The 14,925-nt window shown below is 73.9% G+C and carries 10 protein-coding genes and 1 pseudogene; 3 read left to right on the top strand and 8 right to left on the bottom strand.

Going from position 1 to position 14,925, the window contains the following annotated elements; translation table 11 throughout:
* Positions 1–102 precede the first annotated feature (102 nt).
* The 3 genes from lanKC (AB0F13_RS18035) to AB0F13_RS18025 form a co-directional block, all read right to left on the bottom strand.
* A complete protein-coding gene (gene lanKC / locus AB0F13_RS18035; protein WP_362082581.1) occupies positions 103–2,649 on the bottom strand; it encodes a class III lanthionine synthetase LanKC in 2,547 nt (848 codons plus the stop codon).
* 189 nt (positions 2,650–2,838) lie between these two features.
* Positions 2,839–5,370, bottom strand: coding sequence for a class III lanthionine synthetase LanKC (gene lanKC, locus AB0F13_RS18030; RefSeq protein ID WP_362082578.1), 2,532 nt, complete (start codon positions 5,368–5,370; stop codon positions 2,839–2,841).
* Positions 5,371–5,411: 41 nt separating this feature from the next.
* Positions 5,412–6,503: a radical SAM protein gene (locus AB0F13_RS18025; protein ID WP_362082575.1), complete on the bottom strand. Its 1,092-nt coding sequence runs from the start codon at positions 6,501–6,503 to the stop codon at positions 5,412–5,414.
* Between the two features lie 213 nt (positions 6,504–6,716).
* On the opposite strand from AB0F13_RS18025, the gene AB0F13_RS18020 reads away from it, so the two are divergent.
* Both AB0F13_RS18020 and AB0F13_RS18015 read left to right on the top strand, forming a co-directional pair.
* Entirely contained in the window at positions 6,717–8,783 is a 2,067-nt protein-coding gene (locus AB0F13_RS18020) for an ATP-binding protein (protein WP_362082572.1), read from the top strand.
* A complete protein-coding gene (locus AB0F13_RS18015) occupies positions 8,776–9,462 on the top strand; it encodes a response regulator transcription factor (protein ID WP_362082569.1) in 687 nt (228 codons plus the stop codon). Before AB0F13_RS18020 ends, AB0F13_RS18015 begins: the two co-directional genes overlap by 8 nt.
* Positions 9,463–9,552: 90 nt before the next feature.
* Here AB0F13_RS18015 and AB0F13_RS18010 read toward each other — a convergent pair whose 3' ends face one another.
* The 3 genes from AB0F13_RS18010 to AB0F13_RS18000 all read right to left on the bottom strand — a co-directional run bounded on the left by AB0F13_RS18010 (position 9,553) and on the right by AB0F13_RS18000 (position 13,159).
* A complete protein-coding gene (locus AB0F13_RS18010) occupies positions 9,553–10,515 on the bottom strand; it encodes a hypothetical protein (protein WP_362082566.1) in 963 nt (320 codons plus the stop codon).
* 66 nt (positions 10,516–10,581) lie between these two features.
* Positions 10,582–11,517: an oxidoreductase gene (locus AB0F13_RS18005; protein WP_362082563.1), complete on the bottom strand. Its 936-nt coding sequence runs from the start codon at positions 11,515–11,517 to the stop codon at positions 10,582–10,584.
* A gap of 94 nt (positions 11,518–11,611) precedes the next feature.
* A complete protein-coding gene (locus AB0F13_RS18000) occupies positions 11,612–13,159 on the bottom strand; it encodes an FAD/NAD(P)-binding protein (protein WP_362082679.1) in 1,548 nt (515 codons plus the stop codon).
* A 153-nt stretch (positions 13,160–13,312) separates the two neighbouring features.
* Between AB0F13_RS18000 and AB0F13_RS17995 the strand changes: the two genes are divergently transcribed.
* The gene (locus tag AB0F13_RS17995; protein WP_362082560.1) at positions 13,313–14,305 is read left to right on the top strand and encodes an NAD-dependent epimerase/dehydratase family protein; all 993 of its coding nucleotides are present in this window, start codon (positions 13,313–13,315) and stop codon (positions 14,303–14,305) included.
* Between the two features lie 2 nt (positions 14,306–14,307).
* Here the strand turns inward: AB0F13_RS17995 and AB0F13_RS17990 are convergent.
* Together AB0F13_RS17990 and AB0F13_RS17985 are read right to left on the bottom strand one after the other, a co-directional pair.
* A pseudogene (locus AB0F13_RS17990) lies at positions 14,308–14,591 on the bottom strand (hypothetical protein); the annotation flags it as partial.
* A 103-nt stretch (positions 14,592–14,694) separates the two neighbouring features.
* The coding region (locus AB0F13_RS17985) for a hypothetical protein (RefSeq protein WP_362082688.1) at positions 14,695–14,925 on the bottom strand (231 nt) is incomplete at its 5' end.

Raw genomic sequence — 14,925 nt, 5'->3', positions numbered from 1 at the left:
CCTGCATACCCACGCCGCGCACCACACCCACCCCTTCACGTAAGGCGCCCGCAGCACCCCCCTACCGCCGCGCCACAGCGCACGCACCCCGGCGCACGGCCGTCACGCCGGGCGCAGGAACGGCAGCCACGCCGCCGCCCCGGGCCGCGTCGCGGCGTGCACCGCGAGCAGGACGCCCGCCGTGCCCGTCGCCAGGTCCATCGACAGCCGCAGCAGCCCGTCCATCGGGAACGCCAGCTCGCCCTCGAACCGCACCGCGTGCAGCCCCAGCCCGCGCAGCTGGACCCGGCGCGCGGAGGCCGGTCCCCCCAGGTGCACGAGGGCGTACAGCAGGCCGGCGTGGCCGTCGAGCAGGCCGGACGACAGGAGCAACCCGGTGTCCAGGCTGTCGCGGATGCGGTCCCGCAGCCGGGAGAAGTGGGCGTCCTCACGCTGCCGCAGGTATGCGTCGAGGGCGATGCCGATGCCGGCGCTGCCCCGGCCGAGCACGGTGAGCCGGCGCTCCCGGTCCCGCACGTGCACATACCGTCCCCGGGACACCCCGCAGCGGGCGATGTCCCGCGCCAGCGCCGCCTCGGCGCACTGCAGATGGCCGGCGTCGGATGTCTCGGCGAAGAGCCGGGTGAACAGCAGCGCGGGCCCCGACCAGCCCCGCATCAGCCCCACGGCCGCGGGCTCCGCCGGGCCGTCGCCGTCGAGGACCCGCGCCAGCCGGTCGCCGAGGCGGACCGCCGCCTCCACGTCGCCGAAGTGCAGCAGCGTCAGGGCGATCCCGGCGATCCCGCCGAACAGCCCCACCCCGCAGCCCGCGAGGTCGAAGCCGGCCAGCCGGGCGGCCGTCTCGCGCGCCTGCTGCGGGCGGCCCAACTCCCCGAGCACGTACGCCGTACCGGCGAGCCCGTCGTAGAGGCCGGGCCGCGGCCAGCGGGCGCGCTCGACCGCCCGGGCCAGCCAGTCGACGTACCCCTCGAAGCGCGGGCAGCCGCCGTACCCCGTGCCGTGCAGGGCGTACAGCACCCCCGCCGCACCGAAGGCCAGGGCCGCCCCCTGCCCGTCGAACTGCTTGACGTCGCCCGGGAACAGACGGTCGTCCCGCTCCGGTGTGGCGCTGCCGGCGATGGCGTCGCGCAGCGAGCCGAGGACGGCCTCCCAGCCGTCGGGGGACCCGCCGTCCGGCCCGTCCGGGAGGTCGTCGCGGGCGTCCGGGCCCACGGGCCAGGCCACGGACCGTACGGGGGAGTCGCCCGGGGGCGGGGCGAGACCCGCGCGCAGGCGCTCGCCGAAGCCGGGCGGTACGGGGAAGCGGTCCTCGACCAGGCGGACCAGCTGCTCGTGCTTGTGCGCGTCGAACCGCAGCAGCTCCGTCAGCGGGCAGAAGACCGCGAGCCGCAGGCAGTCCAGGGCGTACGCGTCGACCGCGAACCCCGAACGCGCCCAGGGGGCTATGAAGCCCGCGGTCCCCATGACCGGGGTGAAGTTCTCGTGGATGTCGAAGGACGTCTCGAAGTCGACCAGGCAGACGCTGTCGTCCGGCCGCACCAGCACATTGCCGGGCTGCAGGTCCCCGAAGACGATCCCGCGCGCGTGCAGCGCGGCCGTCGCGGCCGCCACGCGGTCGAGGACCCCGCAGGCCCACTGCGCATAGGCGGCCGCCTCCTCCTGCCCCGCGCCGGGGTGGAAGAGGGGATGGCGGCGCCCGATCGCCTCGTGGAGCCGCTCGCCCTCGACGAACTCCTCGACGAGGAAGTGGTGTTCCCAGTGCCGGCTACGGGCGATGACCCGCGGCACGCAGTCCAGGCCGGCGAGCCGCTCCAGCACGGTGTGCTCGCGTGCCAGCCGGGCCACCGCGTCCATGCCGTTGTCGTCGACACCGGCGTACGGGCGCGCCTCCCGCAGGACCACCCGGCGCCCCGTCACCGGGTCGGCGGCCCGGTAGACGCCACCGCTGTTGGAGAAGTGCAGCGCCTTCTCGACGCGGTAGGGAAGCGCCCCGCCGGTGTCCGCCCGGGCGGCGCGGATCCGCGTGCCGATGAACGGCGGCACCCCCGCCCACGGCGGCACTTTGAAGACGGCACCGCGCACATCGGGCACCGGACGGCCGTCCGGGCGCACCACGGCCGGCACGTACTCGCCGTCGCCCCCGAAGCAGTACCGGGGCGAGAAGCCGCCGTAGCGCAGGTACAACGGCCCCTCGCCCCAGCGCAGATCACTGAGGATGTACGGCCCCTTCACCCCTCTCAGCAGTGAGGAGAGCTCCTTGAGCGTCCGCTCCAGCGACTCCTCGCAGCGCGGGTAGATGGTGATGAGCTTGCCGCCGGCCGACCGGGGCGCCCGCTTGCTGTTGACCAGGGCCAGCAGGGTGCGGCTGCGCAGGAACTTGAAGCTGATGCCGTGCTCGACGCAGTACTCCCACACCGCGTCGACCACCCGGGGCGCCTCCTCGGCCGTCGCCGAGGCGTGGATCTTCCAGCCCTGGTCCGGCAGCCGGGCGTCGCCGCGCCGCAGGGCGACCCAGCCGCCGCGTTCCGCGCGCCGCCAGCCGGGCGGCGCCGGCTGTCCGGTCCGCGCGAACCGGCTGGCGGTGTCCTCCACGCGCTCGGGCGTGTCCACGAAGAAGGGGTCCGCGACGAGGTGGCCTTGAGCGAGCATGCGTTTGTCCTCCCGTGCCTTGCGACGACGTGGCGGCGCGCCGGCCGCCGCGCGGGACGAACGGCCGGCGCGCCTGCCGCGCGGGTGCTCAGACCTGGCCGAGGGTGCTCTGGTAGCTGTTGCTGCAGGGCCACTGAGTGGGCGTCTCCTCCTCCAGTTCCTGCAGCTCCAGGATCTCCGACACGTCGTTCACCTCCCTTCCGGGGCGGACGGGACGGCGGGGGACCGCGAGTCGAGGAAGGGGAGAACGGGAGAGGTTCCCTCGAACGCGGAACTCAGGGCGAGCAGGACGCCCGCGGCACCGGTCGCCAGGTCCGAGGAGAGCCGCAGCATCCGGAAGCCGGGGAAGACGAGGTGGCCCCGGAAGGACCGGGCGTGCCAGGCCAGCCGCCGCACCTGCCGGAGCACGGCCGGGCCGCCGGCCGGCTCGCCCAGCGCCACGAGGGTGGCGATGCCCCCGGCACGCCCGCGCAGCAGGCCGCAGTTGTGCACGTACACCGCGTCGCAGGTCCGCCGGATCGCGGCAAGCACGGCGGCCGCACCGGGGTCGGGCCGGTGCCGCAGGAGGTCCCGCAGTACGAGGGCGGGACCGGCGCTGCCGCCCTGCAGATAGGGGAGGCGGGCGGTGCCGTCGAAGAGTGCCACGGTGCCGTCGGCAAGGGTGCGGAGCCTGTCGAGGTCGTGCCGCAGCGCCTTGCCGGCGAGGTCGAGCCATGGTGCCTGCCGGGTCTCCTCGTACAGCCGCAGGAAGAGCAGGGCGACCCCGGCGGCGCCGTGCAGCAGCCCGTGGGGCGGGGGCCCGCCCGGCCGGGCGGGCAGCGGGCCGTCGCCCACGGTGCGTCCCAGCTCCTGTGCCGTGCGCAGGGCGCGCTCACGGAAGGCGGTGTCCCCGGTCGCCGACGCGAAGTGCAGCAGGGTCAAGGCGATTCCGGCGCCGCCCCCGGCCAGGTCGGCGACCGTCGTGTGCTCCCGCGACGCCCGCTCCAGGACGTCCAGGGCCTGCTCGCGCCGCCCCAGCACCTCCAGGGTGAGCGCGACGCCGTGCAGCCCGTCGTAGAGGCCGGGCCGGGGCTCCTTCTCCCGCCGGACCGCTTCCGTCAGCCACTCGGTGTACGCCTCGGGGACGGGCGCCCCGGCCCGGTGCAGGGCGTAGAGGACACCGGCCGCGCCGTGGCCGAACGAGGTCCCGCCGATGCCGGCCGGCCAGGCCGGCGTGCCGGGGAAGAGCCGGTCGGGGCGGCCGGGCGTGGCACTGCTGTGGATGCCGCCCACCAACGCCTCCCGGACCGCCGGCCAGTCGGGCCGCTCCGCCGCCAGCAGCGCGCCCGCCCGGTCCTCCTGTGCCGGGCGCCCCGCCCGCAGCCCCGCCAGAAGACCGGCCGTGAAGCCCGGTGGCACCGGATAGTGCTGTGCGACGGCGGAGGCGAGGGTGTTCAGCTTCTCCGGGCCCGCGTACGGCAGGGGGAGGAACAGCCACAGCCGCAGCCGGTCGAGCAGGTACCGGGCCGCCTCCGCGCCGCCCAGCCCGGCGGGCACCGCGAAGTCAGGGTCGCCGGCCGGCGGCGGGCGGTCGTCGGCGAGGTCCGTGGCCGACGCCAGGCCGACGAGCACGACCCGGCCGCCGGGGCGGACGATGACGTGCTCCGGCCGCAGTTCGCCCAGGCGCAGCCCCGCTCCGTGCACGGCGTCCAGCGCCTCCCCGGTCCTGTGCAGGATGTCCAGGGCCCATGCGGTGTACGGACCGGCCTCCCGCGCGGCGCGTTCCTCGGACGTCAGCGGGAAGGCGGCCGACGCGGCCCGCAGCAAGGAGGTGCCCTCGATGTACTCCTCGGCCAGGAACCGGTGTTCCGCGTACGTGCGGTGATCGAGGAGGCGCGGCACGCACGCCAGGCCCGCCAGCCGCTCCAGGGCCGTCCGCCGCCTGCCGAGCCGGGTGACCGCGTCCTCGCCCCGCCGGTCGAGCCCCGCGTGGGGCCGGGCCTCGCGCAGCACCACCCGCTCACCGGTGGATGTGCAGGTCGCGAGATACGTCCCGCCCCCGTGGCCCTGGCCCAGCGCCCGCTCGGCCCGGTAGGGGAACTCCCCGGCGGGCGTGGCGTGCAGCGCCTCCAGATCGGCGCGCAGCACCTCGGGCAGGCGCAGGTGGCCAGGAACGGTGAACACGGCTCGGCGCGGCTCGGGCACGAGCGTGCCGTCCGGCCCCTGCGACGGGCCCGGGGCGAGGGAGCCGTAGCGCACGTACAGCGGTCCCCTGCCATGCCGCAGGGCGCCCAGGACGTAGGCGCCGTCGAGCCCGTCGAGCAGTACGCCGAGCCCGTCCAAGGTCCGCGCCAAGGTGGCCTCGTCGCCGGCGTGGACCGTGATCATGCGTGCGCCCGGCAGCCGTTCGGCGCGGTGGCCGTTGAGTTCGTGCGCGGTGGCACGGCTGCGGAGGAAGTCGAAGGCGAGCCCCCGCTCCACGCAGTGCCCCCACACGATCTCGGCCGCCCGCGCCAGGCGGGGCGGCGTCACCGACACGTCAACGAGCCAGCCCTGCACGGGCGGTGCGCCCCCGCGCGGCCGCATCGTGACCCACCAGCCGCTCTCGCCCCGCTCCCAGCCCCGGGGAGGCCGCCGACGGGCCGCGGCGAGCCTGTCGTGCTCGTCGGGGTACCTCTCGGGCACGTCGTGGAAGAGGGGATCGGCGAGGCAGAAGCGGTCGTAGTCCTTGAGCGTCAGCACGGCGCGTCCCTTTCGGGCGAGGACTCCGGGCGGTCACCGGGTCACAGGGCGAGGGCGCTGAATTCCGGGGGATTGGTCCGTACCGTGCGGCGGTCGATCCGCGACCGGACCTCCTGCGAACCGAAGTGGTAGTCCATGCGCCGGACGGCTTCCGCCCAGTCCTGCATGGTCCGCACGGCCGAAAGCGTCTCCACGACGAAGGGGTCCCGCAGCCGGGACACCCCGCGATACCAGAGATCCAGCGGGGATTCCTCCAGAATGTTTCCCACGGTCCCTTCGTAGACCGGCAACGCACGGACGGCACCGTCCGGTTCAACCTGCATCACCAGTGTGTCGACGCCACTTGCGAAACGGTCCGGGCGCATGACGAGATTCTGATTGTCCGTGGTGAAGATCCGTACCCCTTCCGGGGCGAGCCGCTGGAGCCGGGTGCGCTGCCGATCGCTCGTCAACTGCACCACCTGCTCGTCGTCGAGAAGCTCGAAGTGACCGAATTCCGGTCTGCTGGCCAGTCCTTCGGGAACAGCGGCATTGAAGGTCAGGCTGCGCAATTCGCCGAAGCGCGGGGCGATGGCGGTGCAGAATTCCTCCAGTTGCGGGAAATTGCTCCGCACCACGACGCAGTCGATGCCGAACCACAGCGGCGACTGCTTCAGGCGCTTGCGCTCCCTGGCGACGCCGTCGAGCAGCGTGAGGGCGCTCAGCGCCCGGTCGAAGGAGCCGCGCCGGCCCCGGATCCGGTCGTGGACCTGCGCCGTCGCACCGTCCAGGCTCACGACGACCTCATCGAACACCGATCCGAGCTCGGTCGCCATCCAGGGTTCCATGATCCAGCCGCTGGTGTAGACGGCGGTCTTCACCCCGGCCCGGGACAGCCGTGCCGCCACCTCGAAGATCCCCCTGACGAGGAGGGGTTCTCCACCGGAGAGCGCGACCACCCGCGGATTCAGCGAGATCAGGGCGTCGGCCACCCGCAGCATGTCCTCGTGGCTCAATTGCCGCGGTGCGCGCCTGCCCGACTCCGAATAGCAGTGCGAGCAACGCAGGGGACAGGCATAGGTGGTGTCCCAGACGACCACCTCGGGACCGGAAGACACGCTCATGGTTCCCTTTCGGCTTTCCTTGAATCGCACAGTCGATCGTCGTACCGGGGCCGTCGTACCGGGTGTCCGGGCAAATGACAGACAATCCGAGTCTGCCGCGCCCGGCCGTCCGTGCACATCCCGGAATCCTCCGAACTCCATAGAGGTTTTCCGCTATACCTCCGGTGGCAGATACGTCCCGCGGGACATCATCTGGACCGCTGCCACGAAGGTCGCCGATAATGCCGCGCGTGAGGGGTACGTGTGAAGGGTAGTGAACGGGCGATACGGATCGCCGCGTTCTCCGGCGGGCTCTGCCTGCTGTGGGCGATGACCACCGGAGCGTTTCTGCTGCGGAACAACACGGTCACTCTGCCGTGGATCCTCGGCGCCGTTCTCCCCTGTTACTGCGCCGGGCTGTTCGCCTGGTGGCACGCCCCCTCCAGCCCCGTCGCCCGCCGGCTGCTGCTCATCGGCACCGCGCTGTCGGTGAGCATCGGCATCCGCTACACCTCGGCGCTGCTGACCACCGTGTTCGCCTGGGACCTGAGCGCACCGGAGAACGGCCTTCCCTCCGTGGAGGCCGCCCTCGTCGTCCTGCCCACGGAGTGGGTCAACCTCACGGTCAGCATCCTCGTCGTCCACCTGCTGGCCGTACTGCCCGACGGCCGCTTCCGGTTCCGCTACGAGCGCCCACTGCTGCGCTCGCTGTGGGCCCTGCTCGCGCTGCCGTTCGTGCTGCCGCTGGCGGGCGTGCCCACCAGGATCGTCGAGTACGTGGTGTTCTACTACCCGGAGGCGTGGCTGCCCGGGGTGGGCGCGGTGCTGCTGGTCGTCCGAGCTCTGCGCGCCCGCGCCGCCGGCGAACGCGACATCGCCGCGCTGCTGCCCATCGGGGTCACCGCCGCGGTCCTCTTCCTGGGCCGGGGCATGTCCCGGCTGTTCCGCACCTGGCACGGCGAGTCCGGGGTCCTCTACCTCGTCGGCTCGGCCCTCGGGGCCCTGCCGTACGTGCTGATCTCACTGTCCGTCGTCTACGCCGCACTGCGGTACCGGCTGCTCGGCGTCGACATCGTCATCCGCCGCTCGGTCGTCTACGGCACGCTGTGGCTCATCATCAGCGGCTGGTACCTGGGCATGGCGATGACGCTCGGGCTGACGGCCGGCCAGTACTTCCCGATCGGCCTTTCCGTCCTGGTCGCGGTCACCGCGACGGCCCTGTTCCAGCCCGTGCGGGCGCGGCTCAACCAGCTCGCCGAGCGCCGGGTCTTCGGCAACCGCCTCAGCAGCTTCGAACTCCTGGTCCAGTTCGGCAGCGCCCTCGAACACGCCTATGACCTCAGCCGGTTGGCGCCCCAGCTGGCGGCCGGCCTGCAGGAGGGCCTGGGCCTGCGCTGGGCCCGGGTACGGCTGGGCGGTGGCGGTGACCTGCCCGTCCACGTCGGAACGGCAGGCGAGGAACCACCGACGGACCGGCGGAGCCCGGCGAGCGGCTTCCCGGTCTGCTACGGCAACGACATCCTCGGCCTCATCGAGTACGGGCCCAAGGCCGAGGGCCGCTTCACCCCGGAGGACCACGACGTGGTGGAGACCCTCGCCCGGCAGGCCGCCCTCGCCGTGCACAACGTGCGCCTCGCCGCCGAACTGTCGACCCGCGTGGGCGAGGTGCAGCGCCAGGCCGGCGAGCTCGACGCCTCCCGCGCCCGCATCGTGCACGCGCAGGACAGCGAGCGGCGGCGCATCGAGCGGCGGCTGCACGACGGCATCCAGCAGGACCTCGTCGCCCTGGTCGCCAAGTTGCGCCTCGCCCGCAACCGGCTCGGCCGCGGCGGCGACATCCACGCGGTCCTCACCGAGGTCCAGGACGACGCCTACCGCGTCATCGACGAGCTCCGCGAGGTCGCCCACGGCATCCACCCGCCGGTCCTCACCGACCAGGGCCTGGTCGCCGCCGTCACCTCCCGGGCCCGCCGGATGCCGGTCCCCGTCACCGTGCACATCGAGGAGTCGCTGGACCGGGTGCGGTTCGCCCTCGACATCGAGGAGTCCGCGTTCTACCTCGTCTCGGAGGCGCTCACCAACGTCCTCAAGCACGCCGACGCCACCCGCGTGACCATCCGCATATCGCGCTGCGAGGGCTGGCTCGTGGTGGAGGTCGTCGACGACGGCGTGGGATTCCCCACCGACACCACCCGGGGGTCCGGACTGACCGGGATGCGCGACAGGATCGAAGCGGTCGGCGGTGACCTGCGGATCACCAGCCGGTCCGGCGGGGGCACCACGATCCGTTCCAGGCTGGCCGAGCGGGTGCGGGAGGAGATCAGTGACTGAGGAACCGATGCGCGTCGTCATCGCCGAGGACCACTACCTGGTGCGCGAGGGCACGCGCCGGCTGCTCGAGGACACCGGCGACGTGGCCGTCGTCTCGGCCGTCGGCGACGCCGTCGAACTCCTGGACGCCGTCGGGGAACTGCGACCGCAGGCCGTCATCGCCGACATCCGCATGCCGCCCAGCCACCACACCGAAGGCATCACCGCCGCCCACGCCATCCGCGCCCGCCACCCGGGCATCGGCGTCGTCATGCTCTCCCAGCACGCCGACGAGAACTACGCCTTCGACCTCTTCCAGCGCGGCACCGACGGCCTGGCCTACCTGCTCAAGGAGCGCATCGGTGAGCTCGACGAACTGCTGCGCGCCCTGCGGGAGGTCGCGGCGGGCCGCTCCGTCGTCGACCCCCGCATCGTGGAGGTGCTCATGGGCAGCCACACCCGCGCCGCGGACGCACCGCTCGCGGCGCTGACGCGGCGGGAACTCGACGTGCTGCGGCACATGGCGGAGGGCAAGACGAACCGGGCGATCGCGGGTGCGCTCGTGCTGTCGGAGTCCACGATCGAGAAGCACGTCAATTCGACGTTCGCGAAGCTGGGGCTGGCGGAGGAGCCGCAGCTGCACCGGCGGGTGAGCGCTGTACTGGCGTACTTGCGGCACGCGCCCCGGAGGGCGGGGTGAGTTCTCCCCGCCCCGGGCGCGGCATTCAGCCCGTCCGGCGTTCAAAGGACCGGGGCCCCGGGCGGAGCCCCGGGAAGGGGCGGGCTTCGGCTAGTCGCGCAGGTCGTCCCAGGTGATCACCGGGCTTCCCGCCCGCAGGCTGTAGTCCATTGCCGGGTCCCGCACGGGCCACTTCAGCCGCAGCCAGTTGGGCACGGTGGCCGGGATCCCGTCGTCCGCGGCCAGGTGCCAGAAGGTGTTGGAATCCTGGCGGGCGAAGTACGGGCAGAAGAAGGAGACGACGAGCGTCACCCGCCGGCCCCGGGTGACCGGCGTGACCGCATGGAAGATCCGGCTCCCGTGCAGGAACAGCGCCGCCCCGCGCTCCCCGCAGGGCGCCTCCTTGATGCGCGGGTCGCCCTCGTGGGCGCCCGTGAACTCGTCCGCACGCCCCTGGAAGTAGCTGAAGCGCCCGCCGTCGTAGTCCTCGTAGCTGTTGAGCTGGATGGTCAGGACGTAATCCATCCCGTCGTGGTGCCACTTGACGATGTCCGAGCGGCCGTCGGCCCCGAAGTAGTTGATCTGCACGGTGGGGATCCGCAGCGGGTGCGGAATCAATGGCACGCCCGCCAGCCGCGAACAGGAGAGGAGGAAGCCCCGGTCGCGGATCATGTTGTTGATGAACGCCGACATCAGATCGGCACTGCGCACCCGGCGCGTGGTGATGAACCGGGCGGTACCGGCGGAGCTCTCCAGTCTGTCGCACACTTCGGTGAGGCAGTCCAGGCCCTCGGGGGTGAGGATCTGCACGGGTCCGACGAGAGCGGTGTCGTCGACCGCGCCGTATCCGTGGTTGAGCTCGTGGGCCGCGTACCCGAACTCCTGGAGCCGCACCCGGGGCCCCTGCACCTTCGGGGCCACGAAGTCGCCGCTCCAGCGGGGTTCGCCGGGCAGATCCGCCCGCCTGGGCGGCCTCTTGCCGCGCAGCGCGTGGAAGACCTGGTCGAACCCGGTGGCCATGCGCGGATGGTTGAGGACGCTGCTTCTGCCGGGTCTCTCCCGTGCCGTCGTCATGAGCCGATTGCAACGCCCGAGCCCGTGCCCCACAAGGCCGGGTTCGCGCCACACTCCGACGGTGGGTCAGGTGGGGCTGGTGGGCCAGCGGTAGCGCACATGAGTGAGGGTTTCGGAGATCTCCCAGAGGCTGTCGGCCAGCGTGGCGTCCCCGGCGGGCATGGGCAGCTCGACGGGGCCGGGGGCGCCGCGCCCCTCGAAGCGGCCGATGGGACCGTAAAAGCCGCCGGGCGCGACGCCGGGGGCCGTGGCCGCGTACAGGGACGGCAGCGCCGCCTGGTCCACGGGCTGCCCGAAGGCCCGCTCGAGGACCAGCCCGGCCAGCGCCCGTACCGGCCGGGCGGCGTGCCGCTGCAGCCCCGTCAGGCTGCTGCCCGGGTGCACGGCCACGCTGGTCAGCGCGGCTCCGGCGGCGTCGGCGCGGCGCTGCAGCTCCAGGGCGAACAGGACGTTGGCGAGCTTGGACTTGGCGTACGCGCCCATGGGCCGGTACTTGTGGGTGCTCTGTACATCGGAGAGCTCGGCCATGGGGCTGCGGGAGATGGCGGCGCTGACGGTGACCACCCGGGGGGCGGGGGCCCGCAGGATCAGCGGGAGCAGCCTGCCGGTGAGGGCGAAGTGCCCCAGGTGATTGGTGCCGACGGTGAGCTCGAAGCCGTCCTCGGTGGTGCGGCGCTCCGGCACCGCCATCACCCCCGCGTTGTTCACGAGCAGATCGACCGGGCGCCCGCCGTGTTCCATGCGGTGGGCGAAGCCGGTGACGGAGGCCAGGGCGGCCAGGTCGAGCAGGTCGGGACGGACCCGGGCGCCCGTCACCTCCCGGGCGATGCGCTCGGCGGCGAGGCGGGCCCTGGCCGGGTCCCTGCCGGTGACGACGACCTCGGCGCCGGCCCGGGCCAGTTCGCGGGCGGTGACGTAGCCGATGCCGCTGTTGGCACCGGTGACGACGGCCAGCCGGCCCGCCAGGCCCGGCATGTCCTCGGTGGTCCAGCTGTCGTGCATGCGACTCCTCGGCGGCCGGTCGCGGACGGGCGAGCGTATTGTCCGCCGCCCAGGCGGCCGTCAGGGGGAAGGCGCGCCCGGCGAGGGCGGCGGCTCACACGCCGCCCGTCCCTTCCGGCCGTCGCCCGGCCACCTCCTCCGCGACCCGGCGGGCCTGCCGGACGACGTTGCGCAGGTGGTTGGAGAAGGGGATCCGCACATGAGTACCGACGCCGGCCACCCAGATGCGCTCGGGCGGCGCCCCGGGGCGGCGGCGCACCCGCAGGTCGTCCTCCAGGTGGTCGACGGCCGTGGCGCCGTCCCCGGGTCCGTCCAGGTGCAGCGTCCTGCCGTCGCGGGACCAGTGGAGTACGGGCTGGTGGAAGCCGGTGCCGTTGACGACATGGTCGAAGCGCTCCGGTGCGCCGGCGGCCCGGGGCCACCGCACCCGCCAGGCGTCGTCGCCGAAGGTGACGGCGGCTGGGTAGGGGTGGGCCGGCCGCAGCGCACCGGTGGCGAAGTGGACAAGCAGCTTCCGGGCGTTGACGACCGTCATGGCCGTGGCGTAGCGGCCGGTGAACCAGGCGAAGTGTTCCATCAGGGCCTGGCGGCGCGGTGCCGGGAGGCCGGCGCCGAGCGCGATGACCGCTTCGATCAGGGCCACCACGACACCGGGCCAGAAGCAGGCGCCCGCATCGACCAGAGCCGTCTCCTCCCGCAGGCGCTGAACGGGATCGGCCGCCACCGACGTCTGCCGGCGCAGCGGCCGGCGGCTCAGCAGCCGGACCGCCTCCACCGCGCACCGCAGTACCTTCTCCTCCAGGAAGGGGTCCGCCGGGTCGAGGCGGGTGATGCGTTCGACCGGCGGGAAGTCGCGTACGGGCGCGCCCAGCGACGTGCGTACGGAGGGCAGCCGGCCCGACGGAGAGGTCATGACCGCCCGGTGGCCGTCGCGGCACAGCAGCAGGGCCGCGTCGATGGCCGACTGGCGGGTGCCGAGGACGAGGACCCGGCTGCGCGGGCGCAGCTCACGGCGCAGGCGGTCGGCGGGGTAGGGGCTGTCCAGGTAACGGGGGTGATCCGTGAGGCCCGCGAAGCCGTCGGGGACGCGGGGCCGGTGGACGCCCGTGCAGACCACGACGGCGTCCGCGTCCAGCTCCGCGCCCGTGCTCAGGCGGACCCGGTGGCGGCCGTCCGGCCGGGTGCCGACCGTCTCGGCGGTGGCCGGCACCTGTCGCACGTCGATGCCGAGCGCGGTGGCCACGGCGTGTGCCTGGGTGTAGTGCTCCCGGCAGTACTCGGCCACCCGGGCCCTCGGGACGCAGTCCTGCGGGCCGCCCTGCCGGCCGTGCTTGCGCAGGTGGTTCACGAAGTCGGCGTGGTCGTCCGCCAGCAGGGAGTTGATTTCGGCCGCGCTGTTGCACAGCAGCAGCGGGTCGCCGTCCCCGAAGGCCAGCCCCCATCCGGCCGGACGCGGGTCCACGAGCCGGACGGAGCGGACCGGAGGGGGCCCGCCGTCGGGGGAGAGCGCACGGATCAGGTGGACGAAGACGCTGGTCCCGGCGACACCGGCGCCCACGATCACCACGTCGCGCCCGTCGCGCCCGTGGTGTCCGGCGAGTTGTCCGGGTGCCGTGGGTTTCTCGGGGTTCCTGGGGGCCATGGGGTTCACGGGCATCTCCTTTCCGTGGCTCAACCCTGCCCCCGGGCCCGTGCGCGGAAGCGCGGGAGGCGTGGGAGCGGGTTCAGCCCTGAGCGATTCCGCTGAGAGCAGGCGGCTGTTCCCAAAGCGGCGGGCAGCGGGCAGGGTCGCGTCATGAGACTGCTGATACTGGGTGGAACGGAATTCGTGGGACGCGCCTTCACCGACGATGCGCTGGCGCGAGGTTGGGAGGTGACGGTCTTCCACCGCGGCCACCACGAGCCGCCGCCGGGGGTACTCGCGCTGCACGGCGACCGCAGGGCCGAGGGCGGCCTGGCCGCCCTGGCGCAGGGGGAGTGGGACCTCGTCGTCGACACGTGGTCCGCCGCGCCGTCGGCCGTGCGGGACGCGGCCCGGCTGCTGGCCGGCCGGGCCGGCCACTATGTGTACGTCTCCAGCGGGTCCGTCTACCGGCATCCCCGGCCCGCCGGGCTCGGCGAGAGTGCCCCGCTGGTCGACGGCTCGCCCGACGCGGGCGAGGTGGAGTACGCGCAGGCCAAGCGGGGCGGTGAGCTCGCGGCCACGGAGGCCTTCGGCGAGCGGGCGCTGCTGGTGCGGGCGGGGCTGATCCTCGGTCCCGGGGAGAACATCGGGCGCCTGCCCTGGTGGCTGCTGCGCACGGCACGCGGCGGGCCGGTGCTCGCGCCGGGCCCGCGCGACCTGGGAGTGCAGTACGTCGACGCCCGTGACCTCGCCGCCTGGAGCCTGGACGCCGCCGAACGGGGGCTGGGCGGGCCGTACAACGTGATCAGCCGCCCGGGGCACGCCACGATGGGCGGGCTGCTGGAGGCCTGCGTGCGCGTCACCGGCGGCGACGCCGAGCTGCGCTGGACCGCTCCGGAGACGATCCTCGCGGCCGGCATCGAGCCATGGCTCCACCTCCCGGTCTGGCTGCCGCCGGGGGAGCTGCACGAGACCATGCACCAGGGCGGCGTGGAGAAGGCGTTCGCCGCCGGGCTGCGCTGCCGCCCGGTCGAGGAGACGGTGGCCGACACCTGGGCCTGGCTCCAGCGGCTGGGGCGACTGGGCAAGGCGGCGCCACAGCGCCCGGACCGGCCGTCCGTCGGGCTGGACCCGGAGACGGAGGCGAAGGTCCTGCGCGGCTGACGTCACCCTCGGCCGAACCGCCGCCGGTGCGCGGTGGGGCCGATCCCGGTACGCCGCCGCATCTGTGCCCGCAGGTTGGCCCGCGTGCCAAGCCGCCCGCCCGGGCGAACCGCCACCGCCACCGCCACCGCCTCCGGCCGGGACTCCGGTGGCCCCCGCGCTCGAGCAGCCGGCAGGCCAGGGCGACGCGTTCGGCGGCGAGCCACATGAGCCACGTGAGCGGCGTGGTGCCGGGCTCGACGCGGCAGCGGTGGTGCGGGGTCGCCGTGGTGACCGCGGCAGCGGCGCGTCGGTGCCACCGCCGGGTACCGCTCGGCGCGGCAGCGGTGTGGGGTCGCCGTGTTGACCGCGGTGCGGGTGATGGCTGGGTCCCTGACGACGTGTCGACGTCATCGCCGGGTACGCGTTCGGTGCGGCAGCGGTGGTGCGGGGCGCTGTGGTGACCGCGGCAGCGGCGCGTCGATGCCGTCGCCGGGTACCCGCTCGGCGCAGCCGCGGTGCAGGGTCGCCGTGTGACCGCTGTGCGGTGGCCCGGGTCGTGACGGCGCGTCGGTGCGACCGCCGGGTATCTGCTCGGCGCGGTTGCGGCGGTGCGGGGTCGTTGTGGTGGCCGCGGCAGT

The organism is Streptomyces sp. NPDC026206, from assembly GCF_040638465.1.
In the GTDB taxonomy this organism is placed as follows: domain Bacteria; phylum Actinomycetota; class Actinomycetes; order Streptomycetales; family Streptomycetaceae; genus Streptomyces.
Note: the sequence above shows the minus strand (reverse complement) of the source record. Positions and strands in the feature narration are given on the sequence as shown.